Genomic DNA, 21,815 nt, shown 5'->3' on the forward strand with positions numbered 1-21,815 from the left:
TACGTAAGCCGCGGATATTGTCACTTCATATTTTATTTAGGCATGGAGAATAGGGGTGCCTATGTTTCACGTGGAACATATGGATTGTTTACGCCTAGTTTTTTTAAAAGTCCTATTTCGAGTGATTGCATAATTGTGGCTTCTGTGGATGTTTCGTGATCATAACCCATTATGTGTAACATGCCATGCACCAGCATATGAGTGAAGTGTGCTCTGATATCCACATCCATCTCCCGTGACTCTTCTGCGATTCGTTCTAAGGACAAATATATTTCTCCTAGGCAGCAGTTTTGCGACAGCGCTTCATAATTAAAAGAAAGAACGTTTGTAGCCTTGTGGATCTTCCGGTATCGCGAATTGAGCTCCAGTAGCAGTTCATCGTTGGCCAATACAACAAATACTCTTGGTCTGTACCTAGCAATATCCAGCTCTGATAAACAGAGTCTTATAACGCGCTTTGCGGAAGTTTTAGGTTTACTAACCAGCCTGTACCAGCTTTGTGTATGTAGACTCACTTCTACCATGCGAACTTACTTGCATAGAACATACCACTACGGCTTTCCCTTTGAGCTGGCGCACAGCAGGACAAAATGTTGCCGATATCTTCCGATGCGCGAGCAATTGCACGGCTACAGGCTCTATTGAGTGCGCCATGTATTGCAACTGTCGCACGCTCTAAAAATGGGGTTTCATTGCCACGGGGCTTGCTAGTGCTAGAAACGCCAGAGCGCGGGTTTATACGCGGCAAAAACACAAGACCATTGCTATTATAGGAAAATCCACAGTTTTTGGCGCACACCCCGCCTTACCAGCACTCTACACTCTAGCACGAAAACTGCCCACTTTGTTGGGGCAACTTAAAGACCTCACAACTTCTCCTTTTTTCTGAGAAATGCTGGCACGTCAAACGACTCGCTCCAATTAAATGACCCAGCCTTCTGAGGCTGCTTTTCTACCGAGTACGCATCGGTAAGAACATCCTCCTCTGGAAGGCTGGGTTTATAGTAAGCCATCGCACTACCGCCATCCTCAGGGCCAAGCTCATTTTCAAACTCGAAAGAACTACCACTCGCTGGTAACGGCTTTTGCTGTTCGACGCTATGGCTTTTTTGTGCAACTCGCACGCTATCTATACCAGTCGCAAGCACGGAGACCCTGATCTTCCCGCTGTTCTCCTCATTAAACGTGGAGCCAAAGATGATGTTAGCATTGTCATCCACTTCCTCTCTAATCCTGTTTGCAGCTGCGTCCACTTCGAACAAGGTGAGGTCCAACCCCCCAGTAATGTTTATCAAAATGCCTCTGGCTCCCTTCATGGAGATATTATCGAGAAGTGGGTTGGAGATTGCGGCTTCTGCGGCGACCACAGCTCTGTGATCCCCCTCGGCTTCTCCGGTGCCCATCATTGCTTTACCCATCTCGCCCATTACAACTTTTATGTCTGCGAAATCAAGATTTATCAACCCCGGCATCACCATAAGGTCAGTTATTCCCCTGACTCCGGTGTGGAGGACCGTATCAGCGAGCCTGAACGCATCAGCAAAAGTGGTGTTCTCGTTTGCGATTCTGAACAAGTTCTGGTTTGGTATTATTATCAAGGTGTCGACATATCTCTGGAGCTCCTCCAACCCTAGGTCTGCGGTTTTCATCCTATGCGCGCCCTCAAAGTGGAATGGCTTAGTCACCACTCCCACGGTCAGGATCTTATTCTCTTTGGCAGCCTTCGCAATTACAGGTGCGGCACCAGTTCCTGTGCCACCCCCCATGCCTGCTGTGATGAAGAGCATGTTACTGTCGGCAATCTCCCCCATTATCTCGTCTATTGACTCCTCAGCAGCGCCTCTTCCCACTTCTGGCAAGGAGCCGGCTCCCAGTCCTTTCGTCAGATTCATTCCCAACTGGATCTTTTTTTCTGATAGAGAGCAATCAAGCGCTTGGGCGTCTGTATTGGCAACTATAAAGTTGACCCCCTGAAGACACGACTGTATCATGTTGTTTACTGCGTTGCCGCCAGCTCCACCGACTCCCAGGACAGTGATTCTTGGTCGTACCGCGGATGCGGACTGGTCAGGCAGGTAGACGTCAAGCGACATTAGCATACGAAAACAAAGGCTACGGAATACTACTACTTTCGAAAGTTTGTGTAAACCTTTAAGTTGGCCAGCACACGGGCACTGATCCCTCTGCAATGGTTTTTTAACGCGATTAGTTGGGGGCACACACACCAACTGCCGGCTTTATGGCGCCTTGTGTGAACTTGCGTACTTCCCGGTGGCCAAGTCTAGCTGTGTGGCGTCGTGATTATTTGTTCCCATCCAGCTCCATGCCCGCCACTGACCAATGTTTCACGCTCACCTCTACACTAGAGTGCACATAAAGTTGTGGAGGTTATCGTAACTCGCTGTGATGGACACGGCGGTACAACCTTGACTTTTATGTCCAAGTGGTTAAAACAAGGGTACGCAGGTCTGCACTTTACCCGGCTGTGGTGATGGGTTGTGCGATATCTGTGGTTGTGGGCCCGTTTTTCAAGGTCTGGCTCTGTTTGTAGTCGGAGGGAGGCGATGGTTTGTCGTAGGAACTTTGTTGCACCTGTGGTGCTATGTCTTTTTTGTTCAGTGGTGTACGCGAAGGTGTGTTCTGCCGCGAATTTTTATGCTTCTGCTGGGTATAGGCCGGCGCTTCACGATATTAGTGGGTTTTCAATGTATGTCGGAAAGCAGGCTGCTGATGTTTTTCTCCCTGGCATAGAAATGTGCTGTGACCCCATGGCGGCACGGAATGTCGTGCGTAGTAATGTCGTGCGTAGTAGTACAAGTGATCCAAACAGTGGTAATAGTGCAGATGCGGCGCTAAAATCTGCAAAGACCCCGGCTGTGGGGTATTCTTCTTCCGACACTAAGGGCGTGTTTGGGGCCTTGGGTGTGGCACGTGGCAACTTCAGAATGGAGTTTGCAGCCACCCGGAATTTTTTCGATCTTGTGCACACGAAAGGCTACGCTCTTACCGGTTATAGAAGCCAGCTGCTTATCAGGAAAAAGGCACCTTCCAGGGGGGGTAGCGGCAGCAATGTGGTCGCGAATGTCAAAAACGGGTTGCTAGCGGTTCGTGATCGGGGTATCGGTAACACTTCTGCGGTGGTTAGTGCATGTTATGATGTTACCGGGCAATTTTTGGGCGCCCCTTTGGTGCCGCATTTTTGTGTAGGTTCAGGTGTGGATATTGTGAGCCTATTTGGCACTACTAGGTCTAGTGTGTCCGTGGAAGGGAAGGTCGGGTTTCATCGCCAATTGTCCCCATCCACACAGCTAGTAGCCAGTGCTTTTATGCACGGGGTTTTGGATAGCGCCTTCGATGATCTGCCTATCATCTATCCTTGGAAAGGAGTTTATCGTGTTGCTGCAGCTGCTGCGCCTGCATCGGAAGCCGAGAACCCACGCAATAGTATGGGCCTCAGAGTATCAGGCCTGGATATCAGCTACTTTGGGATCGAAGTGGGACTGAGGTTATTCCTTTGATTTGTTGTACGGGATGCACCAGACCATTGGGTGCGATGCGCATTTCTGCAGCGGCATTAGCCCTTGATTAACGTTTTTACCCTAGAAAGGCGGCCTTACAGAAGTGCCGCTAGCGCTACGTGGCTTTTCACGTAGTGGCGCAACTTCTGGCCATTTTTAGGGGCGTACTATGAAATATATGATGTGGCGGGTTACTAGAAAAAGTTGCGTTACCGCCGGCGTGTGGGCACTCGCTGCGATTTTGTTCCCTTTGCACACTTTTGCTAGTGATTATCTACCAAAAAAACCTGTCCCTGTGGGGCGTGTGTACCTAATTGGTATCTACAAAAGTAGCTTTCCTGATTTTGACGGTTTGGAGGTAAGCGAAAGGCAACTTTTTGTGCCAGGAGTCGGTACAGCTGTAAAAATGAGCATGAAGGGTGATGTGATAGTCGACGTGAACGACTACGGTGCTTTTGGGGTATATAAACCTCCATTTTACAGCGGTGACTATTTAAACTTTGTGGGAGGCGTGGGCTACAGCGTTGGCCACGTCAGACTTGAACTGGAGAGGTTTGGTAGTGAATTCGCGGTAAAAGGGGGCACTGGGTCGGTCAATCAGGATGATGCATCAAATATTGCGCTAGTTAGAGGCGGCGTGATAACGTCGGGCAACTATGTTGTTGTGGAAAACAAGAAAGTGGGTATATCTTCCCTAGCTTTCAACGTGTGTTACGAACGTGGGCACACTGATGTGGTGCTAACGTACGCGTGCGTAGGAGTCAGCGGCAATAGACTAAATTTGCTTAATACCAGTAGCGTAACCCATGGGTATCAAGGCAAGATAGGGTTGGGAGTTTCAGTGACCAAGAATACGGCACTGCTTGCCGGGGCATACTACCACATGCTTCACAGGAACTCCTTTGATCCCATAGTGCTAACAGTTCCCAGAAGATTTTATGATATGCCAAAACCTGCGGCTGCTGAGGCTAATATGCGAGTTGCGCACCTTGGGGGAGAGCTAGGTATTAGGTACATGTTCAGGTAGAATTCTGTGTCTGTTGAAGCGGTACCGAAGTTGGCTACGATACCCCAAGCGTACTGAGTTTGGGTGAGAATCCGTTATTAGCGTAATGATTCTTCAAATGCACTTGACGCGTGTATACTACGGGAGTAAATACTTGGTGTGCTGTACGCTTGCTGCGTATGGTGATGCTGCCGTATGTGACTCTGTGTTGAGGGGTTTTTTTGATGAGTTTTTTAAGGTTTCTTACCACCTCCCTTTTTTGTGTTTCCTTTATCTATGCTCCGCCTGCTGCTTCTTTCTCCTTAGGTAGGGAGGGCGGTATAGGCGGGTTGTACGTTGGGGGTGTGTATAAGCCTGCTTCTCCTGTTTTTAGTGACTTGGTGCTCAAGGGTGTTTTTGGTACCTCTCTCAAGACCATACCCCTGAATGCATTGCCTAAGACGGCGGCTGGAGGTGAGTGGAGTGTGCGCATAGCGGAGGGGATTGAGGTCAAAGAGGGGGGGTTCAATTCTTGGTCTGTGCTGTCCAGGGATAACGACTACCATAACAGCTCGTGTGGGGTTGCTGCAGTGCTGGGGTACCCTTTTGGCCAAGTCAGGGTTGAGCTGGAAATGGCTAGGCAGAAATTCGACGTAGGGCGCGGCAGCGACCATCTGAGTAATGGCGGAGGAGGTGCCAGGGTTGGTGATCTGTACTTTTCCGAGGGCTATAGGTATTCTGGGGTGTACATCAAGCTTTCAGGTGCCGATGCGCTGAGGGTGAAAGATAAGAATAGGCGGAGTTGGTTACCGTATACCCCGGGTGGTGATGTGGTCGTTGTTGTGAGGAATGATGGGGTGCAGCTCTCCTCTGTACTGGCGAGCCTGTGCCGTGATTTTAGTTCCGGCGTGAGCGAGAACATCGCTCCCTATGTGTGCGGTGGTTTTGGCCTGGAGAGGGTTGACATGTTTGGTGTCCATGCAGATCGTGTATCTTGCCAGGCGAAGATCGGTGCGAGTTATAAACTTAAGGACAAGATCCACGGTTTTGCTAGTATGTATTACCGTGCTCTGAGGGGCAACGGTGAACTAGTGCTCCCGCATGGCAGCTATGAGGCTGTGGGTGTTTATGCCTATTATCGCGAGGGGGGGCAGTCGTCTACGAACAATAGGCCACCCACGAAGCCTAGGGTGTTGCCGGTGAACTTGCCATTGGATATGGACTTGGCATACTTCGGGCTGGAGGTCGGTTTCAGGTTGTCGCTCTAGCATTGCACATTCCCATTGTTGGCGTGTGAGCGCTGTTGGTTTTTATCCTTGGGTGTGGTAACCTTGCTCGGTATCTTTGCTGGTCCTTATGTCTTTTTCTGATCTTGGGGGGTTTGTTGACTTCCTGGAAGGTAGGGGGCGTTTGGTCCGAGTACGAGAGCAGGTGTCCTCAGTGCTCGAAGTTACGGAAATCCACAGGAGGCTAGTAGCGGCACAAGGCCCCGCGGTGCTTTTTGAGAATGTGGTTACAGAGTATGGGCCTTGCGATATTCCCATGCTTGTTAACCTGTTTGGTACTTCGGAGAGGGTTGCTCTTGGTCTTGGTGTTGAGCTTGGGGATTTGCAGGAAGTTGGGAAGTTGCTGGCTTTCCTGAAGTCTCCTACGCCTCCTGAATCCTTTAGAGACCTACTGACCATGGTTCCTGTGCTGCGTAATGTCGTTGCTGCGCGCACTAGGATCGTAAAGAAGGCTCCGTGCCACGAGGTGGTTGTTACGGGCTCTGATGTAGATCTTAGTAAGCTGCCCATACAAACTTGCTGGCCTGGGGAACCTGCACCTCTTATAACATGGCCCATAGTGGTGACGCGCGGCCCCTCTTCAGCGCGCGAGGATAATTTCAACCTTGGTGTATACCGCATGCAGGTTGTCAGTAGGAATTCAACTCTTATGAGATGGTTGAAACACCGCGGAGGAGCGCAGCAATATTTTAGGTGGGTCAGAGAAGGCAAGGGGGACTTTCCCGCAGCTGTTGTTATAGGCTCAGATCCTGCAACTATGATAGCCGCGGTTACTCCGGTTCCCGAGACCATGTCCGAATATCAGTTTGCCGGTGTTTTGCGCAAATGCCCCACAGATCTGGTTGAGTGCATAACGGTGCCCTTGAAGGTTCCGGCTAATGCAGAAATTGTACTTGAGGGGGTAGTGAGCGCAGATGAATTTCTAGAAGAAGGTCCGTACGGCGACCATACGGGGTATTATAACAGTGTAGAAAAATTTCCCAAATTCACAGTCAAAGCCATAACTATGCGTGCCCACCCTTTGTACGTAAGCACTGTTACCGGAAGGCCTCCAGATGAGTGTTCTGTACTAGGGGAAGTGTTGACTGAGCTTTTACTTCCCACGCTGACGCTGCAATATCCAGAGATCGTTGATTTTTGGCTGCCTCCAGAGGGGTGTTCATACCGGGTGGCCGTGGTTTCCATCAAAAAAGCGTACCCCGGACATGCAAAAAGAATCATTATGGGAATATTGTCCTATCTAAGGCAGTTTTTGTATGTGAAATTTGTTATTGTAGTTGACGAAGATATAAATGTACGGGACTGGAAGGATGTAGTATGGGCAATGGCTACCAGAATGGATCCTGCTAGGGATACCGTGTTTATTGACAGTGCGCCTATTGATTATCTAGATTTTGCCTCTCCCGAGGAAGGTCTCGGTAGCAAGGTTGGGTTCGATGCCACAAACAAAATTCACCCTGAGACCACTAGGCTGTGGGGCACCCCCATAAAAATGAGCGAGGATATAGTTGAGAGAGTCACATCGCGGTGGTCCGAGTATGGGTTGAAGATATAGGCGGGGGACCCTTGTAGCTGCAAAGATTAAGTCAAAAAGGGGACGAATTTTTATAGATTAAAGCATCGTCTATGCTCTCAGCGCTATAGGCGACTGTCAGGGGGCTGACGCGCTATAGAGGCGTTGTTCATACAGCGCAGGACGCAATATAGAAACTACATGGCGCGCTGTGTTATGAATGCGCTGAGTATCTGTGGTGCTACTCCCAACTAGTATTAGTGCGAGTGCAAGCGTCCTGCAAGTGAGCGGGGCTTGCGCCACACTAACCAGTCCCTTGGGCATGTGTTGCGCTAGGAGAGGCTACGCATTGAGCTGCTGCATCGCTTAAACTGGAGCTCACACTGGCAGAATGTGGCGCACCTGTGCCCCCCTCCACCGTGGTAGCCCGGCTCTGCTGGGCCTCTGCCTGATGTACCTGTGCCGATGTGCTTCCGCTAGTGCTCGGCTGCTGCTGTATCTCACTGTCAGGTTCTGCGCTGTGGCTACCCGCATTCTGTTCTGTGAGCAGCGCGCTCACGTCTATGCCGTTATCTTCTAATACCTTAACTAGCACTTCTGCTTTTACGGTTTCAAGATTGCGGTCTTTTAGCTCAGAATGTAGCTTGGTCCTCATGTTGAGATATGCGGTCACGCCAACTCCCAACTCATCCGCCACCTTTTTATCTTTTTTGTGTATGACATTCATTGCACGTGCAGCGATGCCATACACAATCGATAGGATCACCATTGTTGATGAGATCATTGTGTCCAAGCCTTCGGCCACAGCCCCGCTAGGATTTCCGAGATGGAATGTTATTGCAGCATTCGCGAGAAATGCGGCACAGACAAAAGCGAGGATTCCAAAGGCAACCACCTTTTTCGTGTCCTTGCGGTGGGTATAAATAGCTCCCATGCACACGCAAACAACGATGCCATACGAAATTGCAGACGCTACGGAGGCCCCTGGGTGCGACATACTGTGCAAGGATAGTTGGGCTATGCTGGAGATAGCCAGTATTGCCACTACTGCAAGGAATCCAATGCGTAAAGCAAAATCCTTGTTAGATAATTGTTTGCCACTCGCCAACAGTAGAAAGTTGTGCTTTCTACTGACTTGTTTTGCTTTTTCTGTTGGTTCATGGTTTTCGTCCATGTACCCAAAGTCGGGCTCCAACGCCACTTTAGTCGCTGCACTGACAAGACGCTGTACAGCTTCTTCGTCGCCTCCGAACAGCATGTCATACGGGGAAGACGCTTTTTTTAACATGTCCTGGTAGGAGTGCCATTGCCAGGGTGTGACCCCGATGTCATAGTTGGCCTTTTTATCCTTCCCGCGACTGAGAAATGCGAACACTAGGGGCATTATGGGCATGATCAGTGTGAGTAGAACACTTCCCACGCACCTCAACGTTTTTTCTTTATTTGACAGCAACGACCATCTGTCCATGTAAAACACGGAATCAAGAAGCTTGCGGTTTTTGGGCTTCTGGGACGAGTTATATTTTGCAACAAAAAATTTATTATCGGCACCGCTGGCGCGCTCTACCAGGCGCGCGTTTGTCATAAGGTTTGATAATAACAGATGAATGCCATGCTCTTCGCCCTCTGAGCATATTAAATGAGCCTGTAGTGTCCGGAAATCGAGTCGCGAAAGCTCCTTGTGATATATAAGTGCGACAGAATCCTCTGAGGGGAACGCATGCTGCGCTTCGCTTGTTACGCATGCATCTCCTATCCCGCTTCTGATCAAATATTCGCGGTCTTGCGGGCTGCACACCACTCGTGGTGTTAACCCAGAAGACATGAGAAGCGCAACGGTGTTCTTAATGTCCTTTGGCTTTGAGTGGAAACAACAAAAAATTCTACTGAACAGCGCGCTATTGAATTCTTCTGGTGTTACTACCTCACTAGTGGGGAGCGCGCCTCCGCTTCTGCTTTTATTCACCATTTCGGACATCGGGGCGATGCCGGGTATGGTATGTCCAAATCTCACAATCCCCTTGTGGGGCACAAAAAGCGCGAACCTTTTTGCGATCTCCTCTGCGGAGTACGCAACCCTGCGACTGTGCGGCATAATAAGTCTCTCCAATATTGCGTGCACAGAAAAGCCGGCTGCGCCCACTGTGCTATTTCTTAGGAGCTGCTGCGCGATACCGAGCGCGCATGGCTGGCTAGCAACACACCCATGGAGATTCTAGCACGAGTTATTTATTTAGTAAAATATCTTAAAGTCTAAGGTATTATAACGATGCGCTCAGGGCGGCATCCATGTATGCGGGGCCCTGCCTGCTATCAAGGAGGCCGCACCGGTCACACTGCGTTGTGCATCAGCAACAGCGCTAACTTAGAATCTTGCCACAATAAGGACACAACTGCTTCTCTTCGGTGATTCTTATGTATACCCTTGGGTGTCCGCAATACAGCCCTTCTACGTCGCTTCCATCGCAGAACACCACTTCTCCTCTGCTAGACTCGCTACCCATTGTGACTACCCTGTAAACACTGCTCCGCGCCCCGGTATCAGGCTATTTGTAGACGCTTCACCGTATGTACCCATACATCTATCAGCATCTTAGTCAACACCACTGCTGACAGCATCGAACATAGTATGCCAACTCCTAGTGTTACGGCAAAACCGCTTACTGACACGCTCCCCATGATAAACATTATAGCAGCAACTATCAACGTAGTGATGTTGGAGTCAAAAATTGTCGACATAGCGTTTTTAAAGCCTCTCTCCACAGCCCACTTCAGTTTTTTACTGGCACGCATTTCTTCCCTTATGCGCTCAAAGATCAGAACGTTCGCGTCTATTGACATGCCTACCGTTAAAGTCATTCCCGCTATACCTGGAAGTGTCAGCGTTGCACCCAAGAAAGTAAGTGCCAGCAGTATGAACACGATGTTGAAAATCAGCCCTACAACCGCGAAAACTCCTAGTACTCCGTATGATGCAATCATAAACACGGAAACTCCCACGACCGAGGCGAGCATGGCCACCTTACCCATGGCGATAGATCCTGCACCCAGACTTGGTCCTATTACTCTTTCTTCAATTACGCTTAAAGGTGCGGGAAGAGCCCCGGATTTTAGCAGTACTGCAAGCTCTTTTGCTTCGCTAAGGCTGAATCTACCACTAATTTCACCATTTCCCCCAAGTATGGGCTCCCGTATTGTGGGTGCGGTTAGCACCACGTTGTCCAGTACCGCGGCGAAAGGTTTACCCGCGTTCTTTGTTGTAAGCTCGGCAAACTTTTTAGTTGCTGCACTATTGAACTTAAAATACACCGCAGGCCTTCCCAGGTTGTCAAGGCCCGCACTTGCATCTATTAGTGAATCACCGCTTATTTCCACTTTTTTTAGGACGGGGTACACATTGCCGGCAGCATCGCTCATGATGTGCGTTACCGTGTGATCTACTTCTGATAGATGCTTTACCTCTTCCAGCAGATGGAAGGTTAACTTAGCTGTCTTGCCTATCAGGGATTTGATGCTGTCCGTGTTATGTACTCCCGGCACTTGTAGCGATATCCTACTTTCCCCATGACTTTTTATAGTAATCTCCTTGGTCCCAGATTTATCAAGCCTGCGCTGTACATTTCGCATGGAATCAGCCATCACTTCTTGCAGTAGTACCTTAACGTAGCTCTCCTTAAGGGATATCAGAGCGTGATCGTGCGTGCCGGAAACCACTGCATTGGGGTCAAAGCGCTTTATGCGTGCGTAATCCCTGTGGTTGGCTAAAGATAGCACTATTGCATTATCTTTTACGTAAAGTTTCCCGTACTGAATTTTTTCCTTCAGCAGAAAATCCTGTAGGGCGTCGCTCAGGCCATATAATCTCTCTCTGAGGTGTTCTTTGAAATCAACTTCTAGTAACAAATAAACACCGCCCTGAAGATCCAGGCCCAGACTTGCTTTCTTCTTCGATAGCAGGAGGTTGGACTCCATAAAATTAGGCAGGACGAGGTACACCGACATTATGCACAACACAAGTGTGGCCACCACCTTGCCCAACATTGCACATTTTACCACTAAGTATTTGTGGGGTACATTATATTAAATCTAGGTAAGTCCGGATAGCGGTTTTATGCAACGCTTCAAAATTTTCTCAGAGTTTAAACCATCTGGAGACCAACCAAGTGCAATAGACAAGCTAGTACGCGGTGTTAGTTACGGAAAGAAAGAGCAGACTCTACTAGGCGTTACGGGGTCTGGAAAGACCTTCACCATGGCTTCTGTGATAGAGAGAACGCAGCGTCCTGCGGTAATAATTGCGCACAACAAGACTCTGGCTGCGCAACTACATGAGGAGATGCGGTTGTTTTTTCCAGAAAACGCTGTGGAATACTTTGTTTCATACTATGACTACTACCAACCTGAGGCATACATTCCCCAGAGTGATGTTTACATAGAAAAAGATGCGCTGGTAAACGATAAGATTGACCTGCTGAGGCACTCTGCTACCAGATCGCTACTGGAGCGAAGAGATGTAATTGTAGTGGCGAGTGTGTCTTGCATATATGGTCTAGGTTCTCCCGAGCTGTACTCAGAAATGACAATACCGATTTGCTTGGGCATGAAAATAGACATGTGTCAGCTACAGGAGAGGCTTGTTGAGCTGCAGTACAAGTGTAGTAGTAAGTGTGAGCGCGGCAATTTCAGCGTGCAAGGCGACATACTGAACATCTTCCCCTCGCACTACGAAGACAGGATATGGAGAATATCGTTTTTCGGTGACGAGGTAGATTCTATTCAAGAAATTGACCCTAAATCTGGTGTGGTAACGCTCAAGCTGGAAAAGGTAAAGATATTCCCAAACAGCCACTACGTCACACCCAGGCCTACCCTGTTACAGGCAATTTCTGAAATTGAAAAGGAGCTTGAAAAATGTGCGCTGCAATTCAGGCAATGTAACAAGGTGACTGAAGCTGGGAGGATTGTCGAGAGGACAAAGTTTGACATTGAAATGATGAGGGAAACGGGGACTTGTAAAGGCATTGAGAATTATTCACGCTATTTGTGTGGTAAGGAGGAAGGAGAGCCGCCGAATACCCTTCTGGATTACCTGCCTCAGGATGCCCTAATGTTTATAGACGAAAGCCACATCACCATACCTCAGATAAGGGCAATGTATAATGGGGATAGAATGAGAAAAGCGAATCTCATCAGCCACGGATTCAGATTGCCTTCTGCATTAGATAATCGACCGCTGACTTTTGAGGAATGGGAGCATAGAAAACCGACAGTGGTTTACGTTTCTGCCACTCCCGGGCAATACGAACTCACCCAGACCAAGGGTGCGGCTGTTGAACAGCTTATCAGGCCAACCGGGTTGTTGGACCCCGTGTGTATCGTCAAGAGCGCGGACGGACAGGTGCATGACGTAGTGTGCGAAAGTAAAGCAGCCATAGAACGGGGGTATCGGGTACTAATTACTACCTTGACCAAAAAAATGGCAGAAAATCTTACGGAGTATATGCACGAGATGGGAATCAAGGTTGCGTATTTGCATTCGGACGTTAAGACTCTGGAGAGAATGGAGATAATTAGTAACCTGAGACTAGGAGAGATAGATGTTCTAATAGGTGTAAATCTCATGCGTGAAGGGCTGGACATACCGGAGTGTGCGCTTGTTGGGATATTAGATGCTGATAAGGAAGGTTTTCTACGATCTACGACTTCTCTTATACAGACTATGGGACGTGCTGCGCGCAATTCTGAAGGTAGGGTTATTCTGTATGCGAATGTGGTAACTGGGTCCATGAAAAGAGCCATGGAGGAAACTAATAGAAGGAGGGAAGCGCAGCACAAGTATAATCAGGAACACGGCCTTACTCCCCGCACTATCAAAAAATCTGTACAAACAAGTCTCGGCAAGATTGTGGGCTCCAAGATAAAATCTCCGCAGCATGATTACGGCAAGCCTTTGGCTGATTGTGATATTGCGGAGTTGCAGAAGGCAATGCTCTTATGTGCTGAAAACCTTGATTTTGAGCGAGCTGCGGAAATACGCAACACGATACGCAGGCTTACTTCCTCCTCATGATACCCCGCGTAGCAGCCCTTAACAGCCTGGTCTTTTGGTATGCGGTAATTGTTTTTTAAGATTTTGTCTCTAAAAGCTCCGGCTGGTTGCGCCTTTTGGGCGACAACACATAGATTTATTAAGAGCACACCACGGGCATCAATGTGTGCCGCGTTGGTGTGGTGCTATGTTAAGTCTCTGGAGTTCGGGAGCTAAAGTGATGAATGGCTCGGGCGTTGATTGAGTGCCCTATTACAGGTTTACGTAGAAGAAGTTTTATGTGCAACCCGGTACAGACTTGATAGCGGGAACGTGAGCACTGCGCCTTTGTACCGGGAGTGTTACGCCTACCAGAATTTAGTGCTGTTTGTCGTTGTTCTGGAGTTTGGGGTGAGGTTTAGGATGATATATTTCGATGACAATAAATTTATGGAAGCATTTAGTAATGGGGGGATATACGTGCACTCAGATCCACATTGGGGACATAGGTTCATTAATGGTGAAATCACTGAAGGAGTCTTCACCATAGACTATCTTGCGCCTATAGAGTTTCGTCGAGACGGTGCAGCTGGTGCAATCATCTTTGAGAGCGTAGTAGACCCCAAGCTTGCCGGGCTCTCATACATTGTTCCTGAGGGAACTGATTCGTTCAGAGATTGCAAGGTTCACGGGTCATTCAAATACACGGATTATGGATCCGCAGAGTTGCTTAATATGTCATATGGGGAGCGATATTATACGTACAAGGCGCAAAATGGTGGAGGTCAGCTTCTTGTAGGACGGCTGGCCGAACCAGGAGGTCTGGATGTTACTAGGAATGGATTTTCTATACTAGCTGGTCCAACGAGAGGTGCAGTGTTGTTGGGGGATAACACGGCTGTTTTTCAAGTTCCGGTTTCAGATTCACAGGTTCTCGATGTGATATTGTACCCGCCGCAGCATGTGTTCCCAGTCAAGGGTGAAGTCCGGCCTACTGATAAGGAAAGCCGTGAGGCTGCGGAGCATTTTATGAACACGGACAATGAAGCTTCTCAGCAGGGGCGCGCTGAACCATCTGGGGTGCAGTCGCACACACCTGATTCGGGACTTGGAGCTGAGACTAATTTGGGGCTTGGAGCCGTTACCAATGGGGATCCCAAGCCTGCTCCCGGTGCATCAGGTGAAGTGCCTAGTGAAAAGGACGTGACGGACAATCTCCAACCCACAAAAAACGGCGGCGACGTTCCGCTTGAAGAGTTGCGTAACGCAGACAAATCTACCGGGTGGCATCGCGAAGTTCTCGGGTGGTTGAAATCATTTTTTGCCTAGGTAGCTATAGTTGGAGTGTTTGCTTATTTCGTTTTCATAGGTCTTAAATGATATATTTTGATAGCGGTTCCGCAGAAAATGCTCACGGGGGTAGTGTGTACATACACTCTGACCAACGTATTGTGACAGATAACGGTGGGAATGCGGCGGAACATCGCATTGACCATTTTTGTCCGGCAACGTTTACTTATAACAAAGATGGAACGATGCATTTCCTAGCGGGGGGTGCGTTTAAGAATCCGGAGCACTCAATTCTCAGTAATTTTGTGGTCACTGGTGATTTTGAGTACATTAACCACTACGATGCGCAACTGAACAACGTTGCGTACTTGGAGTGCAAGTATTCCTGGGGTGAAGGAGGCCCAGCAAACGTCGGTAATGTGCTCTCACGATACAGCGCAGAATCTCTTGCCCCTGTTGACGGGCATATAGCGTTTGATGATCGCAGAACCATAGTATTCCAAAGTCCGGAAGTGGTGGAGCTGATTCTACGGGTCCCAAGTGACATGAGGTCTCAGCATGACTTTGTAATTTTGGAGCCCCCAGCTTGCTGATGGATATGTATCGAGGGGCTGCCTCCCCCTAAGTGTATCTGTCCAATTGGGTGTTCCCTTTGGTAGCGTTCCATATTAGTTTGTGCTCAGGGGTGCCGTGCATTTGGTGAGGTGCCATTGCGCTGCTGGCCATGGAGTGAGTCACGGTTCCTTCTATGGCTCTAGAGCGAGTTTTTAGTAACAAACATTAGGAGAGGTAAAAGTCGTGGATAAGTTCTTGAAATATTTTAGGAGTCCTTGCACACACATGAGACGTGTCGGAGTCACATCGTCGTCATTAAACACAAGCTTACAACTGTTGCGGCAACTCAATAACGATTCTGGTGAGCGCGGTCGTTCTGGGTCCACTGTTAGGAACAGTGACGCCTCCTCGTGTCTACGAAGTAGGCATACTGAACGTAACAAGTAGAGACCGGCGTCCGGACGACCGACGTGCGGCTACAGCGGTATTTGCTCTAGCATCTACCGAAGCCGCACGATGCCCCATCCTGTTTTTGGAGATTTAAAATGACTGATTATACAAACCTTTGGGAGGTTTTGCCCACGCATGACCACCACGCAGATCACAGTCCTTTTCCCGATGTTGATTGTGGATTCTCGCAGTTTCTGGAGGCTGATCAGGCATCGATAGCGCTACTCATAGAGGGATACGAGAAGATGCAGGAAGCCCGCCTTCTCAGGAACACGCTCGCATAAGCAGGTAAGCCCGAACGCGGGGATCCCACCACGAGATGCCCCACGGCCGGGCTACCCACACTGCGCAGCTAGCGTGGTTACGATACTTGTGTGAGCCCGCGTAATGGCAGTATGCCGCAGGCATTCCGTACTAGTACTGCAAGGGATAGACGCATTGACTAAGCGTCCAGCAATATACCAACAGCACTCTATGCGACGTTACCGGTGCGCGCACAAGGGCAGTCGGTTTTTTCTTCCACATCTTGTTGCACCTGATCAGCTGCTGGAACTTCTATTTCTCCAGCTGTTACTTCCAGCTCTTGTACATCTACTCCATCATCTACTGCCGCAACATCATCTTGCGTCCCGGTTGCCTTCACGAGCGTAAGGTCAACATTTAGTGTGTCACTGTGGAAGACTATACGACCATCAGCCTCTTCTCTTCCCTTGAGCTCGGAAAACTCAAGTCCCCTGTTGACTACGGAGTACTGTTCTTCATCCACGCGACCGCATGGAGTGTCGACATAAGAAACAAAACGTGCGACCAGAGCTCCGTCAACATCCTCTAATATGGCGCCACTTATTGAGTGGTAAACTGTAGTGATGCCCTCACAGTTTACAGCGTCGCCGTTGCTCCCGCCCCAGAACCACCAGTGGCCGTCGTATCCGTGTTCGAAAGTAACGGCGGTAAACTCTGCATCGCAACTACAATCACCTGCACACAACGCGTTATTGCCACCAGAAATGGAAACGTTGTATGTTCCCTCGCTGAAATCCACCATAGTGTAACCTAAGAATACGATAAACTGCCACAGTCTCATTAAAATGGTTAGGCTTGTAAAGCAAAAAAGTCTCATAGTTGTTTGTGTGACATGTCGTGTATACCATGTGTTGTATTTCTTGAATTTTAGGGTTAGCTACAAGGTTACTAACGGTGCTGGAGTTGCGGTGTTACGGTGATGTTATGAACCTAGCTTTGCGGCGCTGCAGACACATAGTGTTATGACAATGTGAGCGTAAACCCCGCATAGTAGGCGCAAACCTTTTTTGTTTCTTAGCCGGTTTGCAATTTCAATGCTTTGGGTCCTGCGTAAATATATTCCCTATTTCAACGTCCCTGGCATTGCTACTCTTTCTGTGTCACATATTAAAGATGTGTTTACTTGTGCAGTTGTATGAAAGTTCGCGCCCAGGCACTCTAACGTTGTGGACGTGTTGCAGTGCGGCTACAACAGTGATGTGCGCCGCACCAAAGTTTGCGATGTGTTGAAGTCCTGCAATGTTGTGGAAAGTGTGACCTTGCACGCGCTGCTGCGCCAAACACGGCTAAGGATGCGACCTTTCTGCATCAAAAGCTCACTCTTATCTTTTCTTGCTCTATGCGAGCTCGTATCATTTTTAAATCCTCCCATGCAAGTCGCTTCTGCATAGGTTGCCTAAGCAGATAAGCTGGATGAAAAATCACTGCGGTGTCTATCTTGCTCTCAAGGAACGGATTGGCGTACTTGTGCCACCGCCCCCTCAACTTGGAAATGCTCTCTGGCGAGCCAAGCAGAGAATAGCACGCGGTACTGCCTACCAGTACAAGAATACTTGGTGCGACCAGGGCTATGTGCTTTTCAACAAATGGCCTGCATACCTCTAATTCGAAATCAGTAGGACGGCGATTTCCCGGAGGGCGCCAGAATGTTGTATTGCTTATGTAAGTGTTCTGTCTATTGAGGCCAATGGCTGCGAGCATTTTGTCAAGCAGCATACCACTTGCCCCACAAAACGGGCGGCCCTCCCGGTCTTCGCTGCTGCCGGGGGCCTCCCCGACTAGCATGATTTTCGCGTCAGGGTTACCGTCGGAGAACACGGTGTTCAGGGCCGTCTTTTTTATATCGCACCCCTCAAAGGATTCTATCGCTTCCCTTAACTCCGACAAATCGCTGCACTTTTCTGCGATGCTTCTAGCTGCTCCCACCCAGTCAGTTGAGAACTTACTCTCTGCTTCGGTGACGAGCTCACCCACTTCAGGCCGCGAGGCCTCGGGCGCAAGGTCCTGCGACTCTTGCAAGTGCACGCTGCCGTCGCAGGAATCGCCTTCTTCTAACACGGAGTCTATCCCGCTTTCGTGGTGGAATTTGAGAGCCTCTAGCAGCTCTCCATCGTCTACTATATCTTCCTTTGTCACTTACACCCTCTCAGCAAATAATCCTGCGTTGCAGCCATTATTACGCTCGTGCCTTGCGACACAGCTGTGGCAGCTCAAGCGCACACTACCAGATTCTTCATACACGTAACTGCTAGTAAGTCAATATAACTGTCGCTAAGAGAAAGCTGAGGGTTCTAGTTTGAGGGTTGGGCGGCGCCACTTCGGGGATAAATGCATGGTGCAGATGCCTACTTTCTTCTCAGCTTGAGCATACACCTATGGGGGATCTGTACTGCGGGTGCGAAACACACGAGGCCACTAGTCGTCGTACTTTTGGTGACCGTTGTGCCGCGATGTATGCACACGTCTTGATGCTTTTCTGATCTTTTCCATTACCATGTCACGTTTGAACTTTGAGATGTGTTTCAAGAACACCACTCCATTCAAGTGGTCTAACTCATGCTGGAGACATCGCGCCAACAACCCCTCAGCCTTCATGAGCATCTTCTTCCCGTGAAGGTCAACATACTCCATGATTACACGCTCTGGCCGCACGACGACTTCTCTTTGGTCAGGTACAGACAAGCACCCCTCCTCCATCTCCACCAACTCCTCTGATGCCCCGACTATTACTGGATTTATGACAACAGTTGGGCCACAGGTTGTACGATACGCACCTGAGCCGCTGTCTTTCGGTATCTCGTATCTGTCTGTTCCATACTCCAGGTCCACGACAAAAATGCGCTTGTGTATGCCCACCTGCACAGCTGCAAGCCCAATACCTTTATTAGCATACATGGTCTCAAACATGCTATCAGCGAGTGTCTTAAGCTGGGCGTCAAAACCTGCCACATCTACCTCTTCGGAGCACAAGAACAACCGGCTGTCAGGCAGGGTCACTAAAGGCAGTACAGGCATACCAAACTCCTCTCAGGAACGCGCTTCTCACCCATTGCGTAATTCTATATAATAGCGCATGGAGTGTTTGTTGTTGCAGAGGTAAGCATCTTGCAATTCTACATACTTTCTACAATATTTTCAATACTTGTTGCCTGCCTAACTCTGCCCCTATTGCCGTTTATGCCCATGTCTTACAGGAGGGCTGTTTGTGTATTTTGGGCCAGAGCCATATTGTACTTGTGCCGCGTTATTGATGGTATATCTTACGAAGTTGTCGGTAAGGAACACCTACCAGATGGGCCCTTCATAGTGGCGTCGGAGCACCAATCTCCCATGGAGACCTTAATTCTCTACGCGGAGCTAAAGAATGTTGTGTTTGTTTTGAAAAAGGAACTGAAGGTTTTTCCCTTACTTGGTGTGTACTTTACGGCTTTGGGCATGGTGTTTATCGACAGAAATAATAAGGTGTCTGCCGCTCGTAAGGTTGCTAGGGAGTCTGCGGTCAAGGCAAACGAAGGATGCACACTGGTGATTTTCCCTGAAGGCACAACAAGAATGTCACGTGCTAGTCCTGAGCGGGCGCTGAAGCGTGGAGTGGCAGTGGTTTATTCACAAACATCTCTACCAGTGGTGCCAATAGTACTAAACACGGGCAACTACTGGCCCAGTGATATTGTCCTACTGAATAAGAGGCCAGGAAAGGCTACAATCAAGATTTTACCCGCTATAGAGCCCGGTCTGGGCTTGGAAGAGTTCATGGGTAGGCTGTACCACTGCTATGAGCAAAATCGGATTGATTGAGGCCAAAGCCGCGCCTACCAACCCCGGCGTCCGGGCTTGCATTTGTGATCAATTCCATGTAAAGTCCTGGTGAGTGGGGTAAAGGTTGATAAATGCCAAATCATTCAAGTGCCAAGAAAATGGTCCGAGTCATTGAGTGGCGCACGCTTTCTAATCGCGTTAGGAAGAGCAGGGTTCGTAATTCTGTCAAGAAGTTCCTGGCGGTGCTGGAGTCCAAGGGTAGCCTGGAAGACGCTGTTGCTGCCTTCAGGACTGCGGAGTCCAATATACACAAGTGCGTAAACAAGGGTGTTCTGCACAGGAACACTGCTGCGCGTAAAGTTAAATCTCTTGCCGCGAAGCTCAAGGCTTTTGACTTAGGCACGCAAAGCGGCCCCGGTGCTTGATTCACCATTTGTTGCTAAACGCACCGCGTTTGTTGCTCCTACGGTTACGTGGGGTGTGTATGCCTTTCTTTTGTTGGCGGTGCACCACCTTGCGAGGTTGTGTGCCAAACAGCCGTAGGCTGGCTGCGGTGGAGGCCGAGCCTTAGGATTTCTCGAGTAACCTGGCATTGGTTGTGTGCAAGTTCGTTCTGAACCGAATTTCTGTGTTGGTGCAATTAGCGTGGTGCCACACGGTGTGTGCGCCTAATCCTCAATACTGCGGGGAAGAACGCAAGCAGTAAACTTAGCTGCATATTAATCCCATATGCCAAGCCCGTAAGCTAGAGTGCGAACGATATGTGAAATATCCTATTATTTAGGATATTTCACATTTTTCCTTGTTGGGGTCGTATTCCGGGCTACAACGCTGGTCACACCGTATATCGTTCATGTATGTATCCGGACTCGAATTCGTTCCTGTGCTGCACTTCAGAAATAGGCTCTGCTGTAACTGCGGGAGCAAGTATTCCTCCCCCACGTTATATGCGCATACGCCGGGTTTTTTCAGTTTCATGACCCAACAAAGACACGGAACCTGTATACGTATACTACATATTGCATACTAACACTAGTAATAATCACGTAATTTTCCAACTATCCGCCACTCAGACTCGTCTGCAAAGTCTTCTAAGAAAGGATAATAGGCCGATTATGGCATTTTCAAGTTTTGATGTTTTTATGGAACTAGAGGACCGAGTCCCTAACTGACACACGCGAAGTTGAGCGTATTATTTCCGATGTGCAAGTAAATTTGCGGAAATAGCAGAATTTAGATTGTGGCAACTTCTTCGCGTTCGGATAGTCTCTTGCGTCGCGCTATTGTTGCTAGTAAAACCGCGCATACGGCAACCACAGGTGCTGATAGTATCTGCCCCATTGTTAGCCACCCGAATGCTACGTAGCCGATCTGTATGTCGGGTTCCCGCAGAAACTCTACAGCGCACCTTACCGTGCCGTACCATATGCCAAAAATGCAGGATAACGCCCCAGCGTGGAGCCTAATCTTGGTATACCGCATGAGTGCATTCATGAATAGCAGCGGTAAGAGACCTTCTAGTACAGCCTCATATATCTGACTGGGGTGTCTGGGAAGCAGATCACCACTGCTTGGGAACGTGATACCGATACATGTGGTTGTGACTTTACCATACAGCTCTCCGTTTATGAGGTTTGCTACCCTACCCAAAAACAGCCCCACAGGGGCTGAGCATGCGCATAGGTCCAGGATGGGAGCAAACCCTACTTTGTGCTTTCTACATACTACACCAACAGCTGCGATGCATCCTACCAATCCGCCATGAAGCGACATGCCTCCATGCCATATTTTTAGGGCTTCTAACGGATACTCCAAGTAGAGACCAGGGTTGTATAGCAATACATATGTGACCCTGCCGCCCAGTACAATACCCACTATCGCCCAAAACACCAGGGAGTCGAGAAACTGTTTGCTAAGTGCCAGGTGCTTAGGGATTTTTGCTATGTACAAGTGTGCGAACAGTATTCCCAATACGTAGGAGAGTGCGTACCATCTGATTTCCAGGAAACCGATGTGCGCGATGACCGGGTCTAACTCTAACAGCCATTTCATTGCCTTTTGCAGGGCAAAACAAATTGACATTCTCACACATTACCTATAACTTCCTGCTAGCTCGTGGCATTCAAAG

Annotated in this window: 19 protein-coding genes; 10 read left to right on the forward strand and 9 right to left on the reverse strand. The window is 48.9% G+C overall.

Features of this window, described 5'->3' with window-relative positions:
• Positions 1 to 59: 59 nt before the first annotated feature.
• Together ybeY and ftsZ are read right to left on the reverse strand one after the other, a co-directional pair.
• The gene (gene ybeY, locus OC187_RS02010) at positions 60 to 524 is read right to left on the reverse strand and encodes an rRNA maturation RNase YbeY (RefSeq protein ID WP_262997537.1); all 465 of its coding nucleotides are present in this window, start codon (positions 522 to 524) and stop codon (positions 60 to 62) included.
• Positions 525 to 866: 342 nt separating this feature from the next.
• Positions 867 to 2,093: a cell division protein FtsZ gene (gene ftsZ / locus OC187_RS02015; RefSeq protein ID WP_263008539.1), complete on the reverse strand. Its 1,227-nt coding sequence runs from the start codon at positions 2,091 to 2,093 to the stop codon at positions 867 to 869.
• A 501-nt stretch (positions 2,094 to 2,594) separates the two neighbouring features.
• Here ftsZ and OC187_RS02020 point away from each other — a divergent pair.
• The 4 genes from OC187_RS02020 (at position 2,595) to OC187_RS02035 (ending at position 7,344) form a co-directional block, all read left to right on the forward strand.
• On the forward strand, positions 2,595 to 3,518 hold the full coding sequence (locus OC187_RS02020; protein ID WP_263008540.1) for a P44/Msp2 family outer membrane protein: 924 nt from the start codon (positions 2,595 to 2,597) through the stop codon (positions 3,516 to 3,518).
• 304 nt (positions 3,519 to 3,822) lie between these two features.
• The gene (locus OC187_RS02025; protein ID WP_263008541.1) at positions 3,823 to 4,545 is read left to right on the forward strand and encodes a P44/Msp2 family outer membrane protein; all 723 of its coding nucleotides are present in this window, start codon (positions 3,823 to 3,825) and stop codon (positions 4,543 to 4,545) included.
• A 203-nt stretch (positions 4,546 to 4,748) separates the two neighbouring features.
• Positions 4,749 to 5,771 carry a P44/Msp2 family outer membrane protein gene (locus OC187_RS02030; RefSeq protein ID WP_262997533.1) on the forward strand — a complete coding sequence of 341 codons (1,023 nt, stop codon included), beginning with the start codon at positions 4,749 to 4,751 and terminating at the stop codon, positions 5,769 to 5,771.
• 88 nt (positions 5,772 to 5,859) lie between these two features.
• The gene (locus OC187_RS02035; protein ID WP_262997532.1) at positions 5,860 to 7,344 is read left to right on the forward strand and encodes a UbiD family decarboxylase; all 1,485 of its coding nucleotides are present in this window, start codon (positions 5,860 to 5,862) and stop codon (positions 7,342 to 7,344) included.
• 262 nt (positions 7,345 to 7,606) lie between these two features.
• Here the strand turns inward: OC187_RS02035 and OC187_RS02040 are convergent, their stop codons facing one another.
• The 3 genes from OC187_RS02040 to secD form a co-directional block, all read right to left on the reverse strand.
• Complete coding sequence (locus OC187_RS02040; protein ID WP_262997531.1) at positions 7,607 to 9,397, reverse strand: hypothetical protein; 1,791 nt, start codon at positions 9,395 to 9,397, stop codon at positions 7,607 to 7,609.
• 265 nt (positions 9,398 to 9,662) lie between these two features.
• Positions 9,663 to 9,806, reverse strand: coding sequence for a zinc-finger domain-containing protein (locus OC187_RS02045; RefSeq protein ID WP_262997530.1), 144 nt, complete (start codon positions 9,804 to 9,806; stop codon positions 9,663 to 9,665).
• A 37-nt stretch (positions 9,807 to 9,843) separates the two neighbouring features.
• Complete coding sequence (gene secD / locus OC187_RS02050; protein ID WP_263008542.1) at positions 9,844 to 11,343, reverse strand: protein translocase subunit SecD; 1,500 nt, start codon at positions 11,341 to 11,343, stop codon at positions 9,844 to 9,846.
• Positions 11,344 to 11,413: 70 nt separating this feature from the next.
• Between secD and uvrB the strand changes: the two genes are divergently transcribed.
• The 4 genes from uvrB to OC187_RS02070 all read left to right on the forward strand — a co-directional run bounded on the left by uvrB (position 11,414) and on the right by OC187_RS02070 (position 15,909).
• Entirely contained in the window at positions 11,414 to 13,372 is a 1,959-nt protein-coding gene (gene uvrB / locus OC187_RS02055; RefSeq protein ID WP_262997528.1) for an excinuclease ABC subunit UvrB, read from the forward strand.
• Positions 13,373 to 13,753: 381 nt separating this feature from the next.
• On the forward strand, positions 13,754 to 14,659 hold the full coding sequence (locus OC187_RS02060) for a hypothetical protein (RefSeq protein ID WP_263008543.1): 906 nt from the start codon (positions 13,754 to 13,756) through the stop codon (positions 14,657 to 14,659).
• Positions 14,660 to 14,706: 47 nt separating this feature from the next.
• Complete coding sequence (locus OC187_RS02065; protein ID WP_262997526.1) at positions 14,707 to 15,213, forward strand: hypothetical protein; 507 nt, start codon at positions 14,707 to 14,709, stop codon at positions 15,211 to 15,213.
• 507 nt (positions 15,214 to 15,720) lie between these two features.
• A complete protein-coding gene (locus tag OC187_RS02070) occupies positions 15,721 to 15,909 on the forward strand; it encodes a hypothetical protein (protein ID WP_262997525.1) in 189 nt (62 codons plus the stop codon).
• Between the two features lie 188 nt (positions 15,910 to 16,097).
• Here OC187_RS02070 and OC187_RS02075 read toward each other — a convergent pair whose 3' ends face one another.
• The 3 genes from OC187_RS02075 to def all read right to left on the reverse strand — a co-directional run bounded on the left by OC187_RS02075 (position 16,098) and on the right by def (position 18,943).
• Positions 16,098 to 16,670 (reverse strand): hypothetical protein, encoded by a 573-nt coding sequence (locus OC187_RS02075; RefSeq protein WP_262997524.1) that lies wholly within the window; start codon positions 16,668 to 16,670, stop codon positions 16,098 to 16,100.
• Positions 16,671 to 17,236: 566 nt separating this feature from the next.
• Positions 17,237 to 18,064 carry a uracil-DNA glycosylase gene (locus tag OC187_RS02080; protein ID WP_262997523.1) on the reverse strand — a complete coding sequence of 276 codons (828 nt, stop codon included), beginning with the start codon at positions 18,062 to 18,064 and terminating at the stop codon, positions 17,237 to 17,239.
• Positions 18,065 to 18,343: 279 nt separating this feature from the next.
• Positions 18,344 to 18,943, reverse strand: coding sequence for a peptide deformylase (gene def / locus OC187_RS02085; protein WP_262997522.1), 600 nt, complete (start codon positions 18,941 to 18,943; stop codon positions 18,344 to 18,346).
• Positions 18,944 to 19,006: 63 nt separating this feature from the next.
• On the opposite strand from def, the gene OC187_RS02090 reads away from it, so the two are divergent.
• Positions 19,007 to 19,726, forward strand: a complete 720-nt coding sequence (locus tag OC187_RS02090) for a lysophospholipid acyltransferase family protein (RefSeq protein WP_263008544.1) — start codon at positions 19,007 to 19,009, stop codon at positions 19,724 to 19,726.
• A gap of 92 nt (positions 19,727 to 19,818) precedes the next feature.
• Positions 19,819 to 20,112 (forward strand): 30S ribosomal protein S20, encoded by a 294-nt coding sequence (rpsT, locus tag OC187_RS02095; RefSeq protein ID WP_262997520.1) that lies wholly within the window; start codon positions 19,819 to 19,821, stop codon positions 20,110 to 20,112.
• A gap of 808 nt (positions 20,113 to 20,920) precedes the next feature.
• Here the strand turns inward: rpsT and lgt are convergent.
• Positions 20,921 to 21,769 (reverse strand): prolipoprotein diacylglyceryl transferase, encoded by an 849-nt coding sequence (gene lgt / locus OC187_RS02100; protein WP_262997519.1) that lies wholly within the window; start codon positions 21,767 to 21,769, stop codon positions 20,921 to 20,923.
• Positions 21,770 to 21,815 lie beyond the last annotated feature (46 nt).

Source organism: Anaplasma capra (assembly GCF_025628805.1).
In the GTDB taxonomy this organism is placed as follows: Bacteria; Pseudomonadota; Alphaproteobacteria; order Rickettsiales; family Anaplasmataceae; genus Anaplasma; species Anaplasma capra.

Coding starts and splice junctions, on each gene's coding strand:
- OC187_RS02070 (WP_262997525.1), top strand. CDS start 15,721: ATGACTGATTATACAAACCTTTGGGAGGTTTTGCCCACGCATGACCAC.
- lgt (WP_262997519.1), bottom strand. CDS start 21,769: ATGTCAATTTGTTTTGCCCTGCAAAAGGCAATGAAATGGCTGTTAGAG.
- rpsT (WP_262997520.1), top strand. CDS start 19,819: ATGCCAAATCATTCAAGTGCCAAGAAAATGGTCCGAGTCATTGAGTGG.
- OC187_RS02060 (WP_263008543.1), top strand. CDS start 13,754: ATGATATATTTCGATGACAATAAATTTATGGAAGCATTTAGTAATGGG.
- def (WP_262997522.1), bottom strand. CDS start 18,943: ATGCCTGTACTGCCTTTAGTGACCCTGCCTGACAGCCGGTTGTTCTTG.
- OC187_RS02065 (WP_262997526.1), top strand. CDS start 14,707: ATGATATATTTTGATAGCGGTTCCGCAGAAAATGCTCACGGGGGTAGT.
- OC187_RS02075 (WP_262997524.1), bottom strand. CDS start 16,670: ATGGTGGATTTCAGCGAGGGAACATACAACGTTTCCATTTCTGGTGGC.
- OC187_RS02030 (WP_262997533.1), top strand. CDS start 4,749: ATGAGTTTTTTAAGGTTTCTTACCACCTCCCTTTTTTGTGTTTCCTTT.
- OC187_RS02035 (WP_262997532.1), top strand. CDS start 5,860: ATGTCTTTTTCTGATCTTGGGGGGTTTGTTGACTTCCTGGAAGGTAGG.
- OC187_RS02040 (WP_262997531.1), bottom strand. CDS start 9,397: ATGCCGCACAGTCGCAGGGTTGCGTACTCCGCAGAGGAGATCGCAAAA.
- secD (WP_263008542.1), bottom strand. CDS start 11,343: ATGTTGGGCAAGGTGGTGGCCACACTTGTGTTGTGCATAATGTCGGTG.
- OC187_RS02045 (WP_262997530.1), bottom strand. CDS start 9,806: ATGGGTAGCGAGTCTAGCAGAGGAGAAGTGGTGTTCTGCGATGGAAGC.
- ybeY (WP_262997537.1), bottom strand. CDS start 524: ATGGTAGAAGTGAGTCTACATACACAAAGCTGGTACAGGCTGGTTAGT.
- uvrB (WP_262997528.1), top strand. CDS start 11,414: ATGCAACGCTTCAAAATTTTCTCAGAGTTTAAACCATCTGGAGACCAA.
- ftsZ (WP_263008539.1), bottom strand. CDS start 2,093: ATGTCGCTTGACGTCTACCTGCCTGACCAGTCCGCATCCGCGGTACGA.